This is a genomic window from Flavobacterium sp. HNIBRBA15423, assembly GCF_052655965.1.
The window spans coordinates 231,906-257,801 of the sequence record NZ_CP199751.1 but is presented as its reverse complement, the minus strand read 5'-3'; the positions used below and the strand labels follow the sequence as shown (position 1 = coordinate 257,801).

Below are 25,896 nucleotides of genomic sequence, written 5' to 3'. Positions count from 1 at the left end.
CAAAAGAGCCATTATATTTCGCAATATAATGGCTCTTACTAATTTTATTTACTTCTAGTATATTCTTGCAAATAAACCTTTGATATTTCCAGATCCTCCACTGCCAGTAATGGTAATATGACCTGTATTCCCATTTCCATCATAACCCCAAGCTTTATTGTTTTTAGCTGTGTCATTTGTTACTGTGTGTGGAACATGCTGTCCAGCACTTCCTAATTTAAAACCATTACCATCTCCGTTTGAACCATAACCGTTATTAGTCGCTGTGCAATTTTTAATGGTTACAGTATAAGGTTGACCATAAAGATCCCAACCGTCGTCTGAATTATGATGAGCTGTGCAGCCATCAAACACATTATTTCTTCCAGCTGATAGCTTACATGCATAGCCATCTGCATTTTCTCCCCCATTTTGAGCATCATAATTATCATTTGAATAACACTGATAAATGTAATTATCATGACCTCCGTTATAGATTTGCAATCCAGAATCTCCATTATAAGAAGTCGTTACTTTATATACAAAATTATGACCTCCATTCTGTAATACCAATCCACAATCAGGAGCATTTTTAATTGTCATATTTGTAATATTCCAATAGCTTCCATTAACTTTTACACCCCAACTTCCAGAAGGCTGACCCGAGCAATTCAAAATTCCACCCGTAATATTAATTTTTGAGCTTGAAGTCCCACTTCTAGCAAATTCTAGCGTTCTAGTTAGATTAATTGTCCCGCTAATTGTAATAACATCACCTGGATTAGCTGAAGACACTGCGGATCTTAAAGCTGATTCAGTATTTACTGAAATAGATCTAGCTGTAGCTGAAAATTTTTCATTTTTAACCTCATTTAGAGAGGAATTCGATTCTGTTGCTGGAAGTTCACTTTTCTCACATGCAGTAAATACAAAAATGGAACACACCATAAGTAGTTTAATCAATTTTTTCATAATAAAAATGTTTTTGTTTGTTTGTTACTAATAATCACTATGATTATTTATCTTAAAAATCAGAATTCATCCTCCTACTTTTTAATAAAAAATGACCTTCTAATTTAATTTATTGCTAGTTTTTATACCATTTTTTTTATATTTCTATCTAAAGTAGAAATAAAAACAATAACAAACAAAATTATTCGTAATCGATTACGAAAATTTAACAAAATACTATAATTAGTATATTATAATTATTTTTTAAAATAAAAATGGAAACTGTTTTTTTTAATTATTTTTTTTGCAAATAATTAATTTTTCAATGTAATAGTAATATTTTCAGTATAACGAATTTCTTCTTTAATTAGAAACTGAAAATAGGCCGATTTTTTCTTTATTTTCTTTTCAACGTTATCAAAATGAGATTCAGTATGTAGTTTTACAGTTTGTTCGTCCCATTTTACGTCTCTTCTGATTTTTGATTTTAAAGTTTCAATAATGTTATTCGATAATCTTTGGTAAGAATCGAAAGAAATAATAATTTCCTTAGCACCAGGATTTAATACGGTTGTTCGCCCAAGACATGGAATTAAGCCTATAGCTTTTATATTCCAATTTAAAATTGTGCCAATATCTGGTAGGTTAACATTATCTATAGGTGGATTAAAGAAAAACAAATTCCAGTAAGGTTCTTTAAATTTATTAGCAGTAAATGCTTCTTTATCTTTAATAAGATTATAATAGTAATCTTTAATTTCTTTAGCTTTTTCAAAATTATCAAACTTATCGATTAATTTATCCGCTTTTTCATTCCATTCTAATAACCAACTTTCATGATCTTCAATTTCCATGAAATGACCTTTATAATCGGTTTTTATCTTTATAGGATAATTGAGCATTTCTAGTTCTTCTATTACCTTTAAAAAAGCATTTTCCTGAACTGGTAAAGTATTTATTTTTTCCTTATTAATAATATAAATACGTTCGTCTTCTGTTTTATTATATAATGAAAAATCAATATTGAATCTTGTTTTAATTTCTTTTTGGAAGCCATTCATTAGAATGTTCGTTTCTTCTATAATTTCAAAAACCATAAATTTATTTTAATTCATTATTATTTTCAGGAAATAGCAAAAAACTTAACTTCTCAAATATAGGGAATTATATATCTTCCTCAAATTTAAATTTTAAAAAAAAGAGTTAATTTGTGGGAAAATAAACTCATTTTAACTTACTTCTAAAAAATGAAAAGCATACATAAAACAAGAAAATTGAAAAGATGAAGAAAAAAGAGCTAGGAACAGTTATAAAATAAAATTCAGAAAAATCATATTTATTGTGTTAATACAATTCAAATTATAATATCAAATTATTATCTAAAATTAATTCACTGTGAAATATTTGCTTTGATAATTTTTTATGATTTTTTATTCATCTTAAATATTACAGATATTAAAACTGATAATAAAACTAAAAAAGAAATTATGCAAATAACAAATACCCAAAGCGGCATATTGGAGTGACCAGTTAAGTAATTATAAATAGGTAAAATAAAAGCTATTGTAAATAAGAATAAACATATTTTAATTCCAATAAAAAAACCTTTTATAAATTGTTGTTTATAACTATCCATAGAGTAACCAAAAGCATATTTTATTATTCCAATTGTTAAAAACCCGAAAACAACTGCAAATGCGAAACCTGCTATCAACAAAAGGAAAGTGGTCAAACTGTGCTCTAAAACGAAACTTTCACCTACATTATGTGAAATTGTAATGGTTTTACCGATTTTTGGAATATCTCCACTATGTGTACTTGATTCTAGTTGTACTTTTTGATTATTTTCATCTAGAAACTCAATGATTGGTATATATAAAATTGATGTTTTTATTCTATTATCATCATTTTTGTCATTATATTCTTTTTCATAGGATTTATAATCAATTATTTTTCCGTCATAGCTTGTTCCCACCATATAAACATTTAAAGATTGTAGTGTTGTATAGGATGTGCTCAAAAAAATAGAAATCACACTAAAAATTAGCAGGAAGTTGTAGCCATAAGCAAGGCAACCAGTATCTTTGACTCTTTTTACTATTTTTATTGTTAGAAAAATAGTAACTAAAACAACTGCAATAGCAACATAACCAAAAGGGGTTATCATAATAAATACATTTTAATTACCTAACAACAATAGGTTTTGAAAAATCAAAACCTATTAATATAAAAAGAAATTATATCTTCTTCAAACTTAAATTGTAAAAAGTTTTACTTACGAGAAGTTAAAATTCATTCTAACTTATTTTTAAAAAATGAAAAACACATATAAAACAAAGAAATTGAAAAGATGATAAAAAAAGAATAATAATACATTTTTTTTATATTATTCTATCATATATAAACCATCTTCTAAGTTTTTGCCTTTTGGAAGGTATAGATAAATACTCAATGAATAATATGATTCAACAGTTTCATTATCTAAATATTCAAAGAAAAACACTCCTAATCCTCTATAAGGATATTCTAACGATTTTTGTTTAAGAGCTATAATTTTTCCATCACCATAAAAATTTGATTTATAATCATTTATTTCTTTAAATTTTTTATTTTTTATTTTTAAAAAAGTTAAATACTCATCCCAAAGATTTGTATTTTCAGTTTCACTTTTATAATATACCTGAGAAATAATTGACTCTAAACCAAAATTCGATTTTGCTAAAGCATCTGCATCTTGATTTTTATAAATTTTCTGATAAACATTATGAAATTCTAATGCTTTTTTTTCTAACAATTCTTGATCTAATTTGGTCAAATCTTGTCCTTTTGTCCAACCTTCTAGTTCATAAGGCACTTCTGCCTCAAATTCAAAAGTGTATTCATAATATGGTTTTCCAGAAGCTATAAAATTCCCATTTTCATCATTAAGGCTTTTATGTTGCATAACTACCACTTCGTCTTTTAGTTTTTTCTCTCCTTTGTTATCCATTTGGATAATCTTGATATTAACACTTGTTAAATCTGTTAAAGTAGTAACAGTATCATAATCGTCTCCATAGCTTTCTTTCATTAAATCACCTGTAGGATATAAACGATAGGTCAATTTTTGTTTACCGCTTTTTAATATCCCTCTATTTATTCTAATAGGTGTCGCTACATTTGACAATTCATAGTCCTCATGTATTGGTAAATCATTTACCAATACTTCTATGACGCAATTAGATTTGCCCAAACGCATATAATATATAGGCTCTTTAGGATAATGTTTTACATTTTTAGTTAATTTTGAAACGAAATTTTGATTGTTGATATCTGGATTCTGCATGATGTTTATTTTTTCTAATGTATCTTCTAATGTTACTTTTTCTTTGTTTTCTTGTTTACAAGCGATTAAACCTAATAAACTAAATAGTATAATAAAGTGTTTCATAATATTAAAAATGTTCTTTAAATGATTCTTTGCTAAACAAAGGTATTTTTTTTCCTTTTAACACATAAGGTTCCATTAAAATAAAAGATTTATCAACAGTCTTAGATTGATTTTTTTTCATCTGCCCTTTTACCGAAATATCAACATTAGCTTGTCCTTTCACGCTTCCAGCTATTCCTGAGAAAAGTACTTGGTCTATATAGTAGGCTTCTTTGTTATCAATACTATAAATTCTTTCATAAAATAAGCTGCCGTGTATTTCTGCCTTCCCCTCTCCTTTTGCTTCTATACCTGCTTTTGGCACATATCCTTCTATAAATTTTGGTGCATAATTAAATATCCATTCGGTAGTAATACTAATATCCGATTTTAATTCACATTCGGCTATTGCATCAATTCCTTTTTTTCGTCCAAATGTAGCTTTAGGACCTTTTGAAGTATAATTTTCTAATAATTCTTTCAAAGTAACAGCGTTTTGCGCTAAATTAAAAGACACTTCGTAATGGGCTTGATATTCTCCTTTTACTGTTAATTTAAAGCTAAGTTCTTGTCCTAATGCTTTTCCTATATCTGTGATTTTATCTTCTATTTTATCTTCTGCATAATCTAAAGCGGTTCTAGCATCTCTCAATTCTAAAGGGTTGTTACTTATCTTCTCGGGTGTTTTATCTCCTGAGGCCCATTTGCTAATTTTCTTTAACATTTTTATATTACCCACTAAAGAAACCGTTTGTCTTGCAAGGTCAAAAACTTTTGTAATCCCTATTTTACTGGCTACAAAAGATCCTAAGGTATGTTCCTTTTCATATTGTATTCCAAATAATGGTAAGGCTTGTACTTTTTCTTTTATGATATAATATATGGTACCGTCTATTTCTTCAAAACACTGAGAGCGTTCCATTATTATTTTTGGAGTAATAAATGATAAATCTTTATTTTCCATTTTATCGGTTAACGTATTAGAATACTTTCTCGTAGTCGTTACCACTTTACCAACTTTTGTAGCCATTCCTTTACCTCTGGTTAAGTAGAGAATAACGGCTTCAATTATTAAACTTAATACAACATAAACAACAATAACTGTTTTTGCTATCCAAGGGTATTTTGCTGTGTAATCGAGTATTTGTGGGTTTTTATTATTTGCATCAAAACTGTGGTAGGCATGTATTCCAAAAGCAAAATAATTCGCTAAGTTTTTTAAATAATCTAATCCTATATCAATTATCCACTTATTCATAAAATCAGGTAATTGATAGAAAAGCTTTATGTTTGAATTTATTAACTCTTTTCTTACATATTCAATTTCTTTGTCTAGACCTCGTTGTAGTGTAATACTATTAATATCCTTGAAATATTTTTTTGGTGGATTATCAAAAGTAAAGTGAACTGCCCAAGCTACATCTGGAAATAATTTGATATTTAAAGTATGCCTGTAAGCACATGTTTGCAAAGGGACAATAGCTTTTAAAGCAGGTACTGGCAATAAGTATTCTTGAGCAAATTTTAAATAATCATTTTTATAAGAGTAGTTATAATTTGAATCAAATGAAAATGAGTTTTCTTTTTCAGATACTTTACTAAAACCGTTTTTTTGCAATTGTGTAATATCAAAGATTTTATCTTTGTGATAATCACATCTTGGTTTTTTATTGTCTGTTATTGTTATAGTAACAATATCACCCTTATTCTCACCTACAAGATATAAAAGATTGATTAAAGGTTGGTTTTTTATTCCTTTTTTTAAATTTTCTTCATCAAAAAGAACTGTTTTATTATCTTTAAATGATATGTATTTACAAGCATCATACCTCAAAAAATTCATTGTAGTTTCACCTACTTTTAGAGGAGTATTATTTGTAGGAGTTTCAGTTTTTTTGGTTACTTGCTCTTTTTTAAGCCTTAAAAAACGAGCATGTATATCATCTTTCCCATCAGTAACATAATTTCCAAATGCATCTTTTACTTTTACATAAAACCCTTCAAGATTAGATTTTGCATAAACAAACCAATTTGCAGTATTCCCAATTTTTAAATTTACTTCTCCATCAATTACATCAACACTTGTATAAGTAAAAATTAGTTTATCATCTTTTGAACCTCCACCCTCCTGAATGACTTGGTATACCTCAATCGTTAAATTTTTAGAGCCATTTAATCCTTCTGTAGTTAGATTTAAATAGACTAATTGTCCGTATTTGAATTGTTGTTTACGTACATCTTCCCCATCTACAGAAGTACTCCATTTGCTAGAAACAATTTTAGGGGTACATTTCCCTATAATCCAAAGCCCTGTATTATTATTTCTATCAATATTCCCAGACAAACTTGCTTCTAAATAATAGGTATAAGAGCCACATAAAGCATTTGGAATATTTAACGTAAATTCTTCTTTAACGCTTTTTTGAATACTTCTTATTTCTTTTCGTTCTTTATCTTGTAAAATCCAAGTAACGCTTTTCTTTTTTTCTTCTTCTGTTGTTTCGTCAAACCATTTATCTACAATAAAACCTATATCATTTTTTGGTAATACTGCTAAAGTAACATTTGGTTTTGATTTCGATTTATCAACATTGCCTTTTCCTGACCATCTTATTTTTGCAACTCCTTTCATAATGTTAATTAGCTATTAGATTAGGGTTTTCGGGCTTTTTTTCATCCATCTTCTTAATATCAACCATAGGGTTTAATTGACTTTGGACATCTTCATTTGCATTTTGTGCATTTTGTGAAGATCCTTCCGATTTTTGACCATGTTTAGTAATGGAAATACAATCCGGGCCACCTATAGGACAAGTAGCTTTGCTATCTTCTAATAGAATTTTACCTTGGTTAGATAACACTACCTTCTCATAAAAGCCACTCCATTTTGTAATGACTGCTTTGCAGGGTAAATAATCACTACTTGTAGGTTGTAGCTTGCATTTCCCAAAGGTGTTTTTTTCTAAGGTTTGACCAATTTCTTTATCGGTGGCAATAAGTTTTTTTGATGCATCTTTATCATTTGCATAATCTTTTGTTTGTGAAAGTACCTTCAATTTATCTATTTTAGGCTCTACACTAAACTTGCACTTGCATTCAGCTCCTTGCACCACAATATGCTTTTCGCTCATGTTTATTTGTTTGTTTTTGTAACATTAAATATACAAAATTACTTTTTTAAATATTTATAATTTTGTGCTAACAAATGGTTATAAAAGGGATACAACTACTTGAATCTCTTTTTCAACCGCTAATTCTATTGAACATTCTAAAAATAAAGATTCAATCAAATTTGTATTTCCATTTAAAAAATATAAGGAACGATACTTTCCTTTTGCCATATCTTGATTAGGGTATAATATACCATAATATGGAATATCCATTTCATTTTCCAAATCTGCTTTTGATCTTTCTTCTTTTAGTTTGCCTTTTTGTTCAATTCTAATTGAATTATTTACATCTAAATATTCTTCAATTTTTTGTTCTATGTCATACGAAACCGATTTACAATTTGGTAAAATAGGAAACGTTGTAGTAGTTTGAAATTTAAACTTATGTGAATAATACACATAAATAGTATTGAAATAACTATTTAAAAACCAATCTTTTTTTAAACTATCTAATAAATAAGCTTCATTTTCAAGTGTTTTTTCATTTAGCAGTAAGTATTTTTCAACCCATTCTCCTTCATATTCATCTAATACTTTTGCTTTTACCTTTTTCCAACGTTTATTAATTTCTTTATAATTATTAATTTCTATCCATTTCCCTTCGTTTGTAACAACAACTTCTAAAGGGTATAAAACCTCACTTGTTTTAACGGCAAGTTCATCTGCGATCGTATTCACTTCTTCATCATTAATAAATGTTTTAGATATTCTATCAATTTCAAAGATATGATTATCGCCTATTGTTTTCCCTTTATAAACTATACTTACCTCAAACTTTAATGTATTCTCTTCATTACCTGATTTTATAGTGTACATAACACCATAATTCATCTTATTTTGAGTTGGTTTTAATAATAACTTATAAGCATCATCAAAAGGCACTTTGGGAATAAGAGACAATTCTTTTTCATTGTACTCAGGATAAATATATAATTCTTTTAATCCTATTGGAAATGTTACTCCTATATAATTATCTGAATCACAAAAAATATTATGAAAATTTTTAACTTCGTGTGTTGTTTTATTTAATTTTTCTGAAATACTTTGTAATGTATCTCCTTTTTTTATTTTATATTTTTTATATTTTGGTTTCAATTCTATTTTGAATTAATTTTAGTAATAGATTCTTTTTCTATTATTATTTGGATCCATTCCAATACCTTCTCTACGAGCAGACCAATGCAGATATTGATTTCTTAAATTTAGTAAATCAACTTTTTCTTGAGGAGTAAGAGAATCATCTAATAAATATTGCTTACCGCTTCCAAACACATAGCTCCTTAATTTTTCTTTTACTCTTTTAAGCAATTCACTTTCTGATATATCATAGAAACTTTCAAGTTTATCATTGTTGATATTTACCTCTTTACTCTTACTACTTTCACCCATAAAATGTAATGGAATGTAACTGTAGGTTTTCTTTAAATCTCTGGTTCCTTTAAGTGCCCAATATAAATTACCACCTGTTATTTCAAGTTGTTCTCTTTTATACCAACCTTCCTCAATCAAACGATCAATTAAAGGATTTAAATTGTTTCTTGAACCCCAAGAAGTTTCAATTTCTTCAATTATTTCTTCTCCGTCATTATAACTTCCTCCAATATCAGAATGTACTCCTGGAAATGATTTTTGAACACCAACATGCGTCTTTGTTAATGAAAAATTTTCTCTATGTTCATTTTCAGCAACATAATGAACAACTGTACTTGCAGAACCAATATTATTAAGGCCTAATTCATCTACATCATCAAAATCTGGAGAAATTGAGAAACTCTTAGAATATGACGAAACAGTATCATAAATCCCTAAAAAACGAACTCGTACAACATCCACTTCAATTCCAGCTTCTTCTAATTTGAGTCCTAAATGTCCTCTTCTAGGAAAATCATCCCTATTTGTTACCTCTCCATCATCATTTAATTTTTGAACAGATCCACCACCACGTGAACCTACTATTCTTTTTCTTGCCTTATATTTTGCTTTACTTATTTCATGTACAAAATTTCTAGCAGCAGCAGCACCTCTACTAAAACCATAAACATCAAAAGTCAAGGTATTTATTTTTAGAGCATTTACTTTATTCTTCTCTTTTTCTACCTTTTCTACAATTTTCTCACAACCTTTTTTCACTTTTCCTCTAATTCCAGTAGCTCCTGTTCCAAAAGCAAACCCCATAGTGGAATCTTCTTCTTTATCATCTGTTCCTATTCCTTCAATATAAATCTTATTAGGATCATCTAAAAACTCCCATAATCTAGCTACATTTGACCAATCATTATAATAACTTGTATCTTGCTTTTTACTAGTTCCATTCTTTTTAAAATCTTCTGAATTATTTTTTCTTTCTTCTGTATTATTCTTATTATTAAGTGTTCCATCAAAAAAAATTCCGATTTTTAAGCTAATAGCCTCTTTAGATGGTTCTGGAGGTGAATAGTCACTAAAACTTACATTTATAGACATATCTTTTACTTTAATTATTTGTATCAAAAAAACTATTCAATTGTTTTTTTGAATTTTTTTATTTCAATCTCTTTAGAATTATTTTTTAAAACAATAACAACTGTGCTTGGTTCAATAATCTTTATAATCAAATCTATTTGAACATCTCTCCCTAATTCTTCATATGCTTTATAAAGCTCTTCCTCATTAAATTCTTCAATCCATGCGCCTCTCCTTTTTTGATTTTTATCTATCCAATGAAAATAACATTTTTTAAAGACTGCATTTTCAGTATAGTCTAATGAAGCTAAGTTTTCTTTAATTGTATTATTTATTTCACCATTATAGAAATGAAACATTAAATTATTTAATTTAGAATCTTGAGGCAATACGATTGATGGTTTCCATAAATATCTTTTTCTATAATTTTCATACACATCCATTTTTGGGTAATCTTTTTGCTTAATTCTTTCGAAAGTATTGTGTTTTTCGTTTAATTCAGATAAAACTACATCATTATATTTCTTTGAAAAAATAGGCTTACTTCGATCTGAAATATTTTCTATATTAACGAATACTTCTTGTGCTTTAAAATGTGCTACTTCAATTTGATTACCCGCACCAGACAACCAAACAACAACTAATCCATTTGGAGCTAACCCAACGACAAATGCCGTGTATGTCATTTTTTTGCTTGTAAAGCCATCTATAAATCCTTTTTCAAAAAGTTTTGTTATCTCTTCTTTTGGTAAAGCCCATTTCCCTTCGAAATTTTTTTGATTTACAAATGAATGCCAAGCAATTGCTAAACTATCTGGGATATTTTTTAAATCTGGTCCCATAACAACAGTACCTCCTTCTTCTCCCCAACCATAATTGATATCCCCAAAACCGCTTAAAGATTGTGAGTAATCTTTTGCTATTATTTCTCCTTTATAAACTTGTACTGGGTATTCTTGTGGTGCAGATAATGTAGCTGACCAATCAAATTTTTGTTCCATTTTAATGTTTTGACATGAAATAGTTACCACATTAGCAACTATAATAAATATTAAGCTAAAAAAATTATTCTTTATTTCCATCAGACACAATTTTCTTATTTGAAGCTAAATTCAAATTACCTTTTGTAGCTTCTACATTAAATTTAGTGGTAATTTTTTCTAATTTACCTCCAACACTCAAATTATAATCTGATTTTATAGTAATAATCATGTTTTTTGCTTTTTTATGAATACCCATGATTAAAATAATTTAGATTTTTCAGCACTATTGAACTCTACAGTCTTTCCACTTTGTAAAGTCATGTTTTCTTTTTCACTAAAAATAGATACTTCTGAAGCAATCTCATTTGAAATATCTGCTTGACGAACAAAATCTTTATCTATGATTTCCGAACGTTTATCTGAAGATTCTTTAATATCTCCTGTAGCACTTTGAATAATATCTGTACCTGCAACAGTTGTAATATTTTCATTTGCAGAATTATCAATATTTTCACCAGCACTGACAGAAATATTTTTCCCAGCAGAAATGCTGATATTTTCACCGGCTGCTATACTGAAGTTTTTTGGTGCATTTACACTAATATTTCCTTTTCCATCCATCATCCATGTATTCCCACTTGGATCTTCTATATAAACGCTTCCTTGATCGTCATTCATAATAATTTTTGTACCACTGCGTGTTTGTATTACCTTTTGATCATTCCCAGAAGTAGCATAACCAGAACTTTCATTTCCATTATACATGGCTCCTAATACAAATGGTTTCTCGGCATTGCCTGCCTCAAAACCAACTAATACTTCTTCTCCTATTTCTGGAATAAAATACATCCCTTTTCCTCCTCCTGAATGAGGATTGGTCATTCGAATCCAAGGGGTGTTTCCTTCTTGCCATGAAAACTTTACTTGTATTCTTCCTAATCCTAATGGATCATTATTATCGGTAACTACTGCTGGTTGTGTATCGGCTACTGGATGATGGTGCACATTGCCATAAGGTGGTGCTAAAACACTATCGGGAACTGCTTGAAAACTATTATGATAGGTTCCTGATTCTTCACAAACATGTGTAATATCGGTAATGATATAACTTCCAAAATTTTGCTCTTGTAAACCATCTAGTAGATTTCCTGTCATGGAAAAAGCTGGCTCTTGAATAGATATAACATCTCCTATTCGCAATCCTGTTTCGTCTGTATCTCCTTTGGCTGTAACTAAATCGGCTGCTCTAGATTGTAACTGGGTCGTTACCCTATCTATTAAATGGGTTCGTGAACTTCCTTCTTCTATAGCATGTGTATACAACATAGTTGAAGTGTCTGGAAAAAGCTTCTTTGAACTCTCATACATTACTTTCGAATATCCTTCTGGTTGGTAATTTACTTCGGTTGTATTAGCTTTTTGGGTTTCTGCATTACTTGGATCATATCCTAAATATTCTAAACCTAGTGGCTTGGCACGCATCTCAATATTAAAAGTATGCAGATTTCTTCCATATTCTAATGTGAAATTATTAGGATTGGGTGAACCAAAAATTAATTCTTCTCCGTTATAATAAAACCATTGCCCTTTCTTTTGTGCTAGTCTGCAAATAAATCCGAAATCGCTCTCTCTATATTGAACAGTATAAGGTAATGCTGCATCATTTTGAACCTTAATTGAGGGTTGTAGTTCTTTTTGAGAATAACTACTGGTGATTTTTTTTACTATATCTGATAATGATTCTTCTGAAAATGATTGTGTTTTGGGAGTGCCTTCCATTACAATAGTCGGGCTGTATCCATTTATAATAATGCCTCCTGCTGCTCCAGAGGTACGAATCATTTGGGCTTCTGTAATAATACCATTAAACAGTAATGGTGAAGTAGTGGATAAACTGGTAGGTTTTATCTCTATTTTTATCGGTTGACCTATATAACTTTGTGCCTTATCTATTGCCTGACCTATAAACTCTTTTGGCAAGGGTTGCAACAAGGAAAAAGTATGATGGGTGTGTACTTTTTGCTGAATAACTAACTTGGAAAACCGCGTAAGTGTCTCTCCTGCAATATTTATGCTAATCTTTGTACTTATTGCCATGATCTATTTGTTTGTTTGCTGTTTGTATAATCTTAGTACGTAAATGTAATAAAATTTGACCTTATTTCTTTGATTTTTAATACTATTTTGGACAAAAAAGCAACTATAAAGTATACTGTTTTGTATTTAAATTAACTTTTACACATTCAATTTCTAAACTACACTTAAAGATTTTATAGAAATAACTTCTTCATATTCAAAACATTTTCCCAATTTAATTTTACATTTCATGTTTGATTCAATCATATTTAAAGTGTGCTCTTCATAATTGACAGTTGTTAAAAATTTATTTTCAATTTCTTTTTCATTCACTTTAAACTTCAATCTATTTATCTCTACTATATCATAATCTTTTTTTTTGAAAACTAAATCATATAATACTTTTGTCCTATTAACAACTTCAGTAGTTTTAATTGTAATTTCATTTATAACTTCAAAATAATTAGAACCTAAAACAGTAATTCCATTTTTTAAAACTGACATATAAACTATTCTCTTTTCAACTTTTGATTTAAAACTATGTTGTTGTATACTATTTTTAAGTCAACATTTGCTCCTCCATGTAAACTACTATAATAAATAATAGTATCCTTATATGTTTTTTTTGAAATGGTTAAATTATAAATTATTGGAGGTGCTTCACCACCAACCATAACAAACTCTTTAAATATTTTTCTTTTGAAATTAAAATATCCTTTCTCATTTGTTAAAACACATTCATTATTAAGACATACTTTTACTTCTTTTAAGGGTTGGTTATTAGAATTGCAAATATTCCCTTGCACTAATGGAGATTTTAATCTTGTAACACATGATGAAGCAAAAAATGAAACTAACAAATAAAGAAATATTTTCCTCATCATTATCTAACTTTAATTATAGAACACCATATTAAACCCAATACATCTTTTTCTGTTGCCAATGTTCTATCATAATCATAATAACCATCACTATAATATTCCATTAAATTATTCTCTCCTGTTATAGGTAACGGATTTATTTTTTGTTTTTGTGTTAATAAGGTAGAACTTCCTTCATGAGCATACGAGTACTCTTCTCCTCCAAATGTCTTTATTATCTCATGTCCTATCTCATGAGCAGATGTTAATTTGAAATATCTTTCTTCATTCCTTTGTTGTGAATTATAAACTACTCTTTCAGGAATAAAAATATTAGCAAAAAAGGATAAGACTCCTGTAATACTGCCTGGATTACAAGATCTTTTCCAATCAGTTGTAGAATTATAGATTAGACTTATGTCGTCCATCGCATTTTCTTTTACATTAATTGGATTAACAGTAACTAGATATTCTTTTCCATTAATAATTACAAAATCTGTAGCAGGTACTAAGGCACTTCTTGTTTTATTTCTACTCCAATATGTTTTTAACCCTTCTAAAGTCATTATTTCTAAATCAGAGAAACTATATTTTGGAATATCATTCCCAATACAACCTCCATCTTTAAGATTAACTCTTAATGTAACGTCTATTTTATTGAAATTATTATCGATTTTAACATCAACCCACTTTGCTTTTTGATATTTTGACTTAAAAATATCTTTAGCAATGACCTTTTTCCCAATTACCTCAACTGTTAATTCTCCGTCTACAAAAATAGAGCTATCATATATTTTTGAATTAGAAAATCCATCCCATTCAATTATAATATTTTGTTCAGAATTTATAGTTTTTATTATTTTTTTTGAAAAAACTATTCTTCCATTATGTTTGATACAAAATAGAAAATTTTTTACATTTCCTTTTTTCACCTTAATCTCAAAGGCAATAATTTTTTTTTCAATTTTTCCTTTACTATCAGTTATTCCTAATGGTAAAAAAGTTCCTTTGATGATTTTAATCTCAATTTCAGCTTGATTTTCTATTTCATTTAATTTTGGTTTACCAAAACTAACGCCCGTTTCAGTAATTATAGTTTCCATACTATGGATAATATCTTCCTTAGCATAGAAATTATAATCTCCACCTATTTTTGTCTTAGTCATACTCCTTATTTTTATTTATCAGAAATATATTTATCTGTAAAAGTTATTTCTGTTTTTAATTGATTAGAACTACTAATCTGTTTTGTAATAATTTCAGCTATTCCAAACTCGTCATAGTATATCTATTAAAAAATCAATTTTTTTTCAAGATAAATATTTTCATTATCATTTTTCAAATCTGAAGGCATAATAGAATATTTGGCAATTTTACTCTTTCTGAATTTAAAAATTAATGTATCATTCTTCAAAAGAATACTTAAAAAGTCTTTCATATCAGTAATTTCAGAATTTGCTCTAGGCTCTTTTATTAAGAATTGCTCAACTAAATCATTATTATTTATTACAACTACATAATACCAATCAGTACCAATATCAGCAGTAGCCTCAATAATAATTATTTCAACATTTTTTTTCTCATTGGATTTATAAGAATAGATTATATAGCCAGGACCTTCATAATTAGTGTCAGATAAATCAATATCAGTAATAATAAAATCCTTTTTAGTAAGCATAAAACTTGAAGAAGTTTTAATAGTTAGTCTAGTATCAGAATTTACGAAAGCGTTCTCATTAGTGTTTTCTTTAAAAACTTCGACAATAGAAAAAGGAATTTCTTTTCCAATAGAAATACTATCATCTTTTAAAACAATAGGAGTTTTGATTTGAGAATCTATTTTAGTTTCAGATTCCTTTTCCTTTAAAGAAAAGTTACTATTTTCTTTACAACTAAAAAATGTTAAATTAAAGAGTAAAAAAAAATTTAAAAAAATGATATTGGTATATTTTTTCATATTTATGATCTTGAATTTTTTACTTCCTCCTGTTTTTGTTGATTTATAGCTGTTAATCTGACAAAATATGCAGGATTGTATCTATTTGTTAAACCAGTTCCATTACTAGTTGCATTCATAGCAACTTCAAAATGTAAGTGAGGATTAGGAACTCCACTTGCGTTTCCTGTATCTCCTGAATAGCATATAACTTCTCCAGCCTTAACTTCTCCACTTGTTTTAATTGCTGAATTAAGGTGGGCATATCTTAAATAGAATTTTTCTGCGTTAATATCAAAACCTGTTCCGCTTTCGACCTCTTCTGTAAACTCAAGACTATATTCTCTTTTTGCATTTCTTAAATCTTCTCCATTCACTTCCAAAACAAGCACATTTCCATAACCATTGTTACCTTCATTCATATAGCTTACAATTGTACCATCTAAGCAAGCTCTACATTCCGTATCTACATCTGCAAAAATATCTAGACCTTGATGATTTTTTGGTACAGACACACCATTTACAATTTTCGTTCTTACAGGTCCAAATGCACCATTTTGTTCTTTATGTACTCCGTTAGAATTATAATACGTTCTTTGAGGGTTATCAATTGGATCAATCCAATCAGAACTTCCAGCATTAGTGGGAGTACAAGAATTTACTTTAAAAACATTAATAGCTTTATCATAATAAGATTTTGCATCACTCCAACCTGCTAAGCCAGGATTAACAAGTCTCCTTATCTTTTTAATATTTTCATTATTAGAAATTTTTAAAGTATCAGCAGTTTCCCAAATTTTATGTTTTTCCCAATATGCTATTGCTGATAGAACTGCATATTTTGCTTCTTTCACCTTATCAGGATTAGCTTCCAAATTAATATATTCACTAGGAAAAAATTCATTTAAATATTCAGAAGCACTTTTGTAATTTCCTTTACCTGTTAATTGCTTTAATCCTCTTCCCCTGAAAAGGTATCCATCACCGCTAGCTTCATTTCCGTTTCCATTACCAAAACCATTTTCAGCTGCATACATATAATTGAGTAATTTTTCTTGAGGGTTTTCATTGCAATAAGATTCTAATAGTCCCATATTATTTAGTGTAGCAGCTCTATTTCCAAAAATATCAAGACATCTAGATTTCGAATATCTATATTTATCTGTTTCTACCATCCAATCTGGATTGATGCCTAAAGTTTCAGCTCCCACTTGAGCTAAAAAATGAGCTTTCCTTAAACATGTATTGATATGTATTTCTCTCCCTGATTCAAATATATATTTATTTAGATTATCAACAATTTCTTGTCTGAAAGCGCTATGACTTGTATACACTCCAAATAATTCTTCTATTTGTTCTATAGTTATTTTCTCCCTACATCTTGGACATTTTTTACCTATCACAAAATAAGCTCCTTCTTCTTTCAAGAATTCTTTATGATGCTCTCTTTTATCACCGCTACATAAAACATCTAACCAAAGCATTTCAATTCCTTTTTTATAAGTAGGGAAAGTTATAGTATCTCCTTTATTATAGGTTTTTACTTCTAATACAGTTTCAACATCCTCTTTATAAGCTGTTTTTCCATCTTCAATCTTTGGGTTTCCTAATTTACCTCCTTTTGCATTATCTATTATAATTCCTGCTATTCTAGTTTTATTTTCAGCTGTTATTATTGTACCATTGTCATTGCCAAAAGTATACGTGTAGTTTCCATCTTCTTTCCCTTTAGTAATTTTTTCTTTCCATTTTTCTAAATCTTCATCCGATTTAGGACGCAAATGAATAGGCACTTTTGCAATACCATTTGTAACAGTAGCTGTAAATTGTGTTTTCTCAGTTCCTTGTACTTCCTCTGAAGTAGTGGTTGCCTCCATTTGCTGTTCAGTAATCTCTAGAACAGGTAACATGGCATCAGCAGTTCCTTTAATAATTCCGTCTTTTTCTTTTATTTTTATAGTTACTGTTTTACCATTTAAACTTCCTGTCTCAGCCACTAAATAGACTTTTTCTTCTAATGGTGCTGAATTAATACGAATAAATTTAGGTCCTAATTTAAAGGTTTTAAAAGCAACTGTTTTATTGCTTTCAGTATCTGTACCGTATTCTTCTGCTGTTAATGCTTCAACTATAGCATCTTTTGTAGTATATTTTTTTTCTAACTTTAATTTGTCAGTTACTTTGCTCAAAATTATATCTGCAATGGCTTCTTTTTCTGCAAGAGTAGAAGTCTTATTATTTGCTTTTGTTCCTCCAAAAGTATATTCATCCGTTCCTGCTTCTTCATTAGTTTTTTCAACATATTCTTTTTTAGCAAAATAGGCAGCTAAGAGGCTTTCCTCATCATTAATTACAGTCTCCGTCCTATTATCTGCAATTTCTACTTTAAACGCACTAATATCTACATCAATAGTTTCGCTTAAAATATGTGATTCTGTTTCTACAACCTCAACATCAGCAAATAGTTCTTGGTAATTACCTTCTGACCAATAGCCTCCTCCAGCATTTTGAGGAATTCTGTCTAAAAAAATATCTATTCTATAAGCATCTGATTTTATTACAAAGTTTTTGTCTACTAATAAATCATTTGACAGATAATCTTCTTCTTTCACTTTTAGACGAATGGTTTTACCTACAAGACCTGTAGAATTAACTGTAACAAGCAATTTTTTAGCTCCGTTTCTAGTTAATTGGACATTATTTACCTTTCCTGTTGCTTGTGGTTGCTTGCCATTTATAACTTGGGTTGTTTCTTCTCTTCTTAGTTGACTATTTTGTGGATTGGCTACATTAATATTATTACTGGCATCCTTTAACGAACCTAAATAATATGCTGCAACGTAAAATTCATGAGTACTGCCTTCACTATTATTGCCTCTTGCCAAATAAGCATTTGCTATTCTTTGAAAATTGGGTTCTAGCAAAAACTGGGTGGTTGCTACTCCTTGACTTCCTACTCGTACAGTTTGAGTCTTTAAAAGGTTTTTGTTATTTATAGAATTGTGTCCGCTTCCTGCTGCATCATCTTCATATAAGGATAATTCTAAATAGTCATTTTGCATTCCAGAGGTTTGTACTACAACATCTAATGTGTCTCCATAACTTAAAGTATCACTTTTGCCAGTTGCTCTAATAGTTGTAATTTTTTTTTCAGTTGCTGAAGTTACAGTTACTTGTAAACCAGTACTTAATTCGGGTTCGTAAACATAAGCAACAATAAGGTAAGATTTACCAACTGCAGGTTCCTGAAAGCGAAATACACCTTCTGTTTTTTCTAGTATTTTTTCTGGTTGGGCACCTCCCAAATAATAAACTGCCCACTTCACCTGACTTGCATTTCTCTCTTGGATAGGTGTATCTGAATACCACTCTGCTACAGAATAAGTTTCCCATACATTAACCGCTATCTCCGTTTTACCAATTATTCTTTTTACGCCTCTTTTCATGTTGCCATATTTATTCTACTTCAACACCTGCTTCTTGATCTTGTTCTTGATTAAAATTACTCATATCGGCAACAGGATTAATAGCGTTGGCTGCCGCTTCATCTACTTTTTTCGCATCTTGTTTACTTGCTGCTCCTTTTTGACCATGTTTATCAACAGTAATACAATCTGGTCCACCAACAGGACAGGTTGCTTTGCTGTCTACAGTTAAAATTTGACCTTTGTTTGAAAGTGTCACGTTTTTATAAAAATCATTCCATTGTGTTATGGTTACCTTACATGGTAAATAATCACTACTAGTAGGTTGTAATTTGCATTTTCCAAAAGTATTTTTCTCTAATGTTTGCCCTATTTCTTTTGTAGTAGCAATCAGTTTTTCTGTACCATCTGCATCATTAGCATAATGTTTTTCATGCGATAAAACTTTAACTTTATCAGTCTTTGGCTCTACACTAAATTTACATTTAACAGTTGCTCCTTGTACAATTATATGTTTATCGCTCATACTATTCTATATTATGCTATTTATTAGCTAATTTAACGAATTATTTAATATTTTTTTTTCGTTTATTAAACTTATTGAAACAGTAATGCTTTCATAATGATCTAGTTGCAAATCGCATTTAAGACAAGCATCTTCTATGATGTGTGTTTTTGCATTTAAAATATATTTTCCTTCCAAAACACCTTTAATTACTCGATTTGAATTATTTTCAATAAAAAAAGGTTCATCTAACTTTGATTCATAATCTAATTGCGTTCTTTTATCATTTGATTGTCCAATAATTTCAATTTTAATTTTACCCTGCTTGGTTAAAAATGGATCAATTTTTTGCTTTATTAAATAATCAACATTTCTCATTTTTGGTAGTATTGGAAAACTATACTGCCTTTCATAGAAAAAACTAGAAGTGTAATTATCATATAATTGATTAAAATAAGTTTTTAAAAACAAATCTTTAAATAGAAATGCTTCCAATTTTTTTTCATTTAAAATATTCTTTTCAAAATGAGAAACATAGTTTTCTATAATTTTTCCTTCGTATTCTTCAAAAATAGAAGGTTTTAACTGTTTCCAGTTTTTAAGAATTTGATTATAATTATTTATCTTTAAAATTTGTCCTTCATTAGACACTATTACTTGAAGCGGATAAAAAACTTTTTCTAATCTTTCTAATAAATTGTATAAAATGCTATCTAATTTTTTATCCTTTTCTCTTTTATATTTATTAATTTCAATTATAAAATTACCATTACTTTTTTTAATAAACTTTATTCCTGCTTGAAACTTTAATATGTAATTAGTGCCTTTAGTAATAATATGATTTTCGACTTGATATATTAGTTGTTCTTTAAATGGTTTTATATTTAAATAGGAATCATAGTCAAAGGCAACTTTTGGAAAATGCTCTAATTCCTTTATGCTCACAGTAATTGGGACATATAATTCTTTAAAATTTTCTGGAAATGCTACTCCTATTAAATTACTGTCATCGGCAAATATATTATGGAATTGTGCAACTTCTTGAGGCGTTTTTTTTAATTCGTTTGAGATACTCTTTAAAGTATCCGTTTTTTTTAACTTGTATATATTGTATTTAGTATTCATTTAAAAAAATTAAATATCAAATAATTTGAACTTATTATTTTAAGTAAGAATAAATTAATTAGTGTTAGTACTTTTTAAATGCAAAGTTCCAAGAACTCTATCGTTTTTTATTGTCCAGAATCCATCTTTTTGATTTATCTCAAGTAGTTCTCTACTTTTAGAAAATGGTCCTGGGTTTTGTTGAATAATTTCAATATTTGTCTCACTTACATTAGATATTATTGCAACGTGTCCATAGGGATTAAAAATATTTTTATTAAAAATTAGTATGTCATTAATTTCAGGTTTTTGCTTACTTGGATTTTGATGTTGGACTAAATTTCTTTTTGTATTAATTGCACCATCAGGAATATTTTTGTCGAAAAAATCTTTAGCATTGCCATAAGAATCGGGCATTTTATGATTGTAAAATTCATAATAATACCTTTTAACAAACTCTACACATTGATAATTTATTCCAATATTATAACCATCTTTAGTAACATTTCTGCCACTTGTGTGATCAATCCCTCCATTGTAATATACTCTAACTCCATTAAATTCATCAATTACTTCACCTATATGATGTTTTGTATTGATATTTATTTTTTTTACTATTCTCTGTATTAAATAAATAACTGCTAAACCAATAATAATTATAGTAATTATTTTTTTCATTATCTTATTTTAAAATAATGAAACTTTAGGTACAAGTAAAATAAAATTCCAAAAATCAATAGATATAAAATTGATTGTTGTCCAACCGAATAAAATATTTCCAAATTCGTATAAGTACTCCAAGAGGAAACTCTAGCATTAAAAATAGTTATATTACTTAAAAACAATAGGATAACAAATACAATTTCTAAAAGCAATGCATTGGCTTTCTTCAATATTTTTGTAATTATATATAGGATAAAAAATAAAATAGAATTAATCAATCCTATGGAAAAAATTTCATTAATTAAAGAACAGTCAATGCAAACTGATGACTTATAATTAGAATAATTATAGCTGTATACATACAATTCTGTAATTGATAACACATACACTACAATAACAAATAATATATAATTATAGATACTTCTTTTCATCTTTCTTATTTACTTGGTGTCTTTCCTTTTTCAAATTTATAAATATCTCTTGGAAGCAATCCACCAGGGCTGTTACCTACTGTTGGTTTCTTATAAGCACCATCAGGATTCCAAAGTGCTTCGTCCCAACCAACATTTGTAGCTCTATACCAGTCTATTGGATTGACAGGACTACTAACTTCTTCGTCTTCAATAGTTATATATTTGTCTTTGTAAACTGTATCTCCATTATCTAGCCAAGTCGAAGTATAATTACTTCTTCTTAAAAATGCATAAACAATTGCGTCTAAGTGATTGCTTAATTCTTGAGCTAGACTTTCCTGAGGTTTTACTGATGTTACCCAATCGCTACCATATTGATAGCCATCTCTACTAGCAAAAATACTTGAATCGGAATTTCCAGTTCGACAGGCATAAGAGTAGATTGTAGCTTTTTCTATAAAAGATTCTACTTTAAGTTTACTAACATCTGATTTTTGAAATCTTTGAGTACTACTATTATTTCCATCTAATCCAAAATCCAAAATACTTGGAAGTCCATGGGAGAATATTTTTATAGTTCCAATTTTAACATTTTCTCTATTTACGCTCCCATCACCATTATTAATATAATCTATTAGTTCACTAACGGAATTAATCTTCTTAAAATAAAGTTTACTATTGTGAGCTTTTCCATCTTTTGAAATAGTTGAAAGCTCTTCAGCATTAAAACCATCAGTAAAAATTAGAATCGTAACTTTTATTTTGTTTATATAATTTTCTCGTACTTCTCTAACAGCTTGAGCTGGAAACATCATTTTGTTACCATAAGTTTGTGAGTGCTGTTCTGTACCAACAATTAATAAAACTTCTTCTAACAAGACTTGAGTTATTACACTAACTTCATCAACGGGTTTATTGAAATGAGCATAGACTGTTGCTTTTTCACATTCTGTATTTATAGAAATGGCAATTATTATTTTACCATCAATCAATTTATTATTAGATGAAGTATTTAGCAGCGTCTTTATTTTACCCTTATCGTTTTTTGTACTCCACTTTAGTGCTCTTACTTCCGATTCGCTTGGATTTCTAGAAGGAGTAGCTTTATAAGTATAAAAAACTTCTTTTTTAACTATTTTAACTATTTTTCCATCTTTATCAAAAGGCCCTTCTATTTTAGCTATGGACAGTTCTTCTTGCGGTTCATATTTCTCAGGTTCGTCAAAAAAGACACCACTCCTAGAAGTAATATTGATTTTCTTACCAGCATTTATAACAATATTCCCTTCGGCATAATATATTTCATTACCTCCCGTTTTTTCTGTTATTGTTCCTTTTACAAACCTTGTACGAGTCATTATTAAAATAGATTAGATTTTTCTGTACTATTCAATTTTACTTCTTTTTGAGAATGTTTAGCCACTTCTCCTTCGCTAGATTGAATTATTTCACCTTTACTATTAGTTACTCTGTCTTTTTCTGTGCTCGATTCCAAATTTCCGGCAACTATTTCCATTAAATTACCAACTACATTCAATAGGCTACTTCCACCTACAAATGTATTTTGCATCATTCCAATACTAGTTGATTTGTCAACTCCTACACTTTCTATCATGTTTATTCCTGCTGAAGTACTTATATTTTGACCTGCAGACATATTAATATTTGCTCCAGCATTCATAGTAATATCATTAGGTGCATTTACACTAATATTTCCTTTTCCATCCATCATCCATGTATTCCCACTTGGATCTTCTATATAAACGCTTCCTTGATCGTCATTCATAATAATTTTTGTACCACTGCGTGTTTGTATTACCTTTTGATCATTCCCAGAAGTAGCATAACCAGAACTTTCATTTCCATTATACATGGCTCCTAATACAAATGGTTTCTCGGCATTGCCTGCCTCAAAACCAACTAATACTTCTTCTCCTATTTCTGGAATAAAATACATCCCTTTTCCTCCTCCTGAATGAGGATTGGTCATTCGAATCCAAGGGGTGTTTCCTTCTTGCCATGAAAACTTTACTTGTATTCTTCCTAATCCTAATGGATCATTATTATCGGTAACTACTGCTGGTTGTGTATCGGCTACTGGATGATGGTGCACATTGCCATAAGGTGGTGCTAAAACACTATCGGGAACTGCTTGAAAACTATTATGATAGGTTCCTGATTCTTCACAAACATGTGTAATATCGGTAATGATATAACTTCCAAAATTTTGCTCTTGTAAACCATCTAGTAGATTTCCTGTCATGGAAAAAGCTGGCTCTTGAATAGATATAACATCTCCTATTCGCAATCCTGTTTCGTCTGTATCTCCTTTGGCTGTAACTAAATCGGCTGCTCTAGATTGTAACTGGGTCGTTACCCTATCTATTAAATGGGTTCGTGAACTTCCTTCTTCTATAGCATGTGTATACAACATAGTTGAAGTGTCTGGAAAAAGCTTCTTTGAACTCTCATACATTACTTTCGAATATCCTTCTGGTTGGTAATTTACTTCGGTTGTATTAGCTTTTTGGGTTTCTGCATTACTTGGATCATATCCTAAATATTCTAAACCTAGTGGCTTGGCACGCATCTCAATATTAAAAGTATGCAGATTTCTTCCATATTCTAATGTGAAATTATTAGGATTGGGTGAACCAAAAATTAATTCTTCTCCGTTATAATAAAACCATTGCCCTTTCTTTTGTGCTAGTCTGCAAATAAATCCGAAATCGCTCTCTCTATATTGAACAGTATAAGGTAATGCTGCATCATTTTGAACCTTAATTGAGGGTTGTAGTTCTTTTTGAGAATAACTACTGGTGATTTTTTTTACTATATCTGATAATGATTCTTCTGAAAATGATTGTGTTTTGGGAGTGCCTTCCATTACAATAGTCGGGCTGTATCCATTTATAATAATGCCTCCTGCTGCTCCAGAGGTACGAATCATTTGGGCTTCTGTAATAATACCATTAAACAGTAATGGTGAAGTAGTGGATAAACTGGTAGGTTTTATCTCTATTTTTATCGGTTGACCTATATAACTTTGTGCCTTATCTATTGCCTGACCTATAAACTCTTTTGGCAAGGGTTGCAACAAGGAAAAAGTATGATGGGTGTGTACTTTTTGCTGAATAACTAACTTGGAAAACCGCGTAAGTGTCTCTCCTGCAATATTTATGCTAATCTTTGTACTTATTGCCATGATATAATTCTTTTCATGATTTTAATTAAATTCATTAGAAATCATATTTAGTTTTTCTTTTGCTGGACGATAATCTGGTTGAATTTGTAAGGCTCTTTTATAATCCAAAATTGCCTTTTTCTCATCATTCATTTTTGAATACAAATCACCTCTATTCGTATAAATTTGAGCACTTTCTGGCTTACAATTAATCGCTTTATTAAACATTAAAAGAGCTTCATCTTGCTTTTTTAAATACAATAATAAAGAGGCTTTTAAATTATAAGCAATACTCCAATTTTCTTCAATTATTACTAGTTGATTAACAACTCCTAGGGCTTCCTCCAATCTATTCTCTTCAGATAAAATTCCCGCTTTATTAATATAAAACCATTTGTTTTTAGGATTTAACTGTATTGCATCATCATAAGAATTAATTGCTAATTCTAAGTTATTAAGCTTATAATACATTTTAGCCTTAAAATTTTTTACATCTGCATTATTAGGTAAAATGTTATCCAATTCTTGGGATAATTCTAACGCATTAGCATAATCTTTTTCTCTAATTGATTGAGCAATTTTAGCATTAATGGTTTTTGCTTCAGCAGGAAAATTTTCAATTCTTGATTTTAGAGCATTATTTTCGGCTAATAATTCTTGCTTATAGGCATTGTCTAAATCATTTGAATTTTGTGACTGACAAAATGATTTTTGAAAACTAATAAAAAAAAAGGATACTAAAATTATATTTGAAAAAAGGATTTTCATCTTAAAAGAGATTAATTCAATTCTATAT

At 29.1% G+C, this 25,896-nt stretch carries 22 protein-coding genes; all 22 read right to left on the bottom strand.

Features of this window, described 5'->3' with window-relative positions:
• Positions 1-54 precede the first annotated feature (54 nt).
• Entirely contained in the window at positions 55-951 is an 897-nt protein-coding gene (locus ACULEV_RS01095; protein ID WP_445456849.1) for a right-handed parallel beta-helix repeat-containing protein, read from the bottom strand.
• 293 nt (positions 952-1,244) lie between these two features.
• Positions 1,245-2,027 (bottom strand): hypothetical protein, encoded by a 783-nt coding sequence (locus ACULEV_RS01090; RefSeq protein ID WP_445456848.1) that lies wholly within the window; start codon positions 2,025-2,027, stop codon positions 1,245-1,247.
• 323 nt (positions 2,028-2,350) lie between these two features.
• The gene (locus ACULEV_RS01085) at positions 2,351-3,097 is read right to left on the bottom strand and encodes a hypothetical protein (protein ID WP_445456847.1); all 747 of its coding nucleotides are present in this window, start codon (positions 3,095-3,097) and stop codon (positions 2,351-2,353) included.
• A 219-nt stretch (positions 3,098-3,316) separates the two neighbouring features.
• Complete coding sequence (locus ACULEV_RS01080; RefSeq protein ID WP_445456846.1) at positions 3,317-4,360, bottom strand: hypothetical protein; 1,044 nt, start codon at positions 4,358-4,360, stop codon at positions 3,317-3,319.
• A gap of 4 nt (positions 4,361-4,364) precedes the next feature.
• Positions 4,365-6,971 (bottom strand): hypothetical protein, encoded by a 2,607-nt coding sequence (locus tag ACULEV_RS01075; RefSeq protein ID WP_445456845.1) that lies wholly within the window; start codon positions 6,969-6,971, stop codon positions 4,365-4,367.
• Between the two features lie 4 nt (positions 6,972-6,975).
• Complete coding sequence (locus ACULEV_RS01070; RefSeq protein ID WP_445456844.1) at positions 6,976-7,470, bottom strand: DUF4280 domain-containing protein; 495 nt, start codon at positions 7,468-7,470, stop codon at positions 6,976-6,978.
• Between the two features lie 78 nt (positions 7,471-7,548).
• Positions 7,549-8,604, bottom strand: coding sequence for a hypothetical protein (locus ACULEV_RS01065; RefSeq protein WP_445456843.1), 1,056 nt, complete (start codon positions 8,602-8,604; stop codon positions 7,549-7,551).
• An 18-nt stretch (positions 8,605-8,622) separates the two neighbouring features.
• Positions 8,623-9,972: a T6SS phospholipase effector Tle1-like catalytic domain-containing protein gene (locus tag ACULEV_RS01060; protein WP_445456842.1), complete on the bottom strand. Its 1,350-nt coding sequence runs from the start codon at positions 9,970-9,972 to the stop codon at positions 8,623-8,625.
• A 32-nt stretch (positions 9,973-10,004) separates the two neighbouring features.
• Complete coding sequence (locus tag ACULEV_RS01055) at positions 10,005-10,952, bottom strand: DUF2931 family protein (RefSeq protein WP_445456841.1); 948 nt, start codon at positions 10,950-10,952, stop codon at positions 10,005-10,007.
• A 64-nt stretch (positions 10,953-11,016) separates the two neighbouring features.
• A complete protein-coding gene (locus tag ACULEV_RS01050) occupies positions 11,017-11,190 on the bottom strand; it encodes a hypothetical protein (RefSeq protein WP_445456840.1) in 174 nt (57 codons plus the stop codon).
• Positions 11,191-11,192: 2 nt separating this feature from the next.
• Complete coding sequence (locus tag ACULEV_RS01045) at positions 11,193-13,031, bottom strand: type VI secretion system Vgr family protein (RefSeq protein WP_445456839.1); 1,839 nt, start codon at positions 13,029-13,031, stop codon at positions 11,193-11,195.
• A 153-nt stretch (positions 13,032-13,184) separates the two neighbouring features.
• On the bottom strand, positions 13,185-13,514 hold the full coding sequence (locus ACULEV_RS01040) for a hypothetical protein (RefSeq protein ID WP_445456838.1): 330 nt from the start codon (positions 13,512-13,514) through the stop codon (positions 13,185-13,187).
• A gap of 5 nt (positions 13,515-13,519) precedes the next feature.
• A complete protein-coding gene (locus tag ACULEV_RS01035) occupies positions 13,520-13,894 on the bottom strand; it encodes a hypothetical protein (protein WP_445456837.1) in 375 nt (124 codons plus the stop codon).
• Positions 13,894-15,036 (bottom strand): hypothetical protein, encoded by a 1,143-nt coding sequence (locus ACULEV_RS01030; RefSeq protein WP_445456836.1) that lies wholly within the window; start codon positions 15,034-15,036, stop codon positions 13,894-13,896. The genes ACULEV_RS01035 and ACULEV_RS01030 overlap by 1 nt, the downstream gene beginning before the upstream one ends.
• A 125-nt stretch (positions 15,037-15,161) precedes the next feature.
• Positions 15,162-15,827 carry a hypothetical protein gene (locus ACULEV_RS01025; RefSeq protein WP_445456835.1) on the bottom strand — a complete coding sequence of 222 codons (666 nt, stop codon included), beginning with the start codon at positions 15,825-15,827 and terminating at the stop codon, positions 15,162-15,164.
• Between the two features lie 2 nt (positions 15,828-15,829).
• Positions 15,830-19,252, bottom strand: a complete 3,423-nt coding sequence (locus tag ACULEV_RS01020; RefSeq protein WP_445456834.1) for a peptidoglycan DD-metalloendopeptidase family protein — start codon at positions 19,250-19,252, stop codon at positions 15,830-15,832.
• A gap of 10 nt (positions 19,253-19,262) precedes the next feature.
• Complete coding sequence (locus ACULEV_RS01015; RefSeq protein ID WP_445456833.1) at positions 19,263-19,757, bottom strand: DUF4280 domain-containing protein; 495 nt, start codon at positions 19,755-19,757, stop codon at positions 19,263-19,265.
• A gap of 27 nt (positions 19,758-19,784) precedes the next feature.
• A complete protein-coding gene (locus ACULEV_RS01010; RefSeq protein ID WP_445456832.1) occupies positions 19,785-20,861 on the bottom strand; it encodes a hypothetical protein in 1,077 nt (358 codons plus the stop codon).
• Between the two features lie 54 nt (positions 20,862-20,915).
• Positions 20,916-21,518, bottom strand: coding sequence for a CHAP domain-containing protein (locus tag ACULEV_RS01005; protein ID WP_445456831.1), 603 nt, complete (start codon positions 21,516-21,518; stop codon positions 20,916-20,918).
• Between the two features lie 421 nt (positions 21,519-21,939).
• Positions 21,940-23,274 (bottom strand): hypothetical protein, encoded by a 1,335-nt coding sequence (locus ACULEV_RS01000; RefSeq protein ID WP_445456830.1) that lies wholly within the window; start codon positions 23,272-23,274, stop codon positions 21,940-21,942.
• A 2-nt stretch (positions 23,275-23,276) separates the two neighbouring features.
• Entirely contained in the window at positions 23,277-25,121 is a 1,845-nt protein-coding gene (locus ACULEV_RS00995) for a type VI secretion system Vgr family protein (protein ID WP_445456829.1), read from the bottom strand.
• A 21-nt stretch (positions 25,122-25,142) separates the two neighbouring features.
• Positions 25,143-25,868 (bottom strand): tetratricopeptide repeat protein, encoded by a 726-nt coding sequence (locus tag ACULEV_RS00990; protein ID WP_445456828.1) that lies wholly within the window; start codon positions 25,866-25,868, stop codon positions 25,143-25,145.
• Positions 25,869-25,896 lie beyond the last annotated feature (28 nt).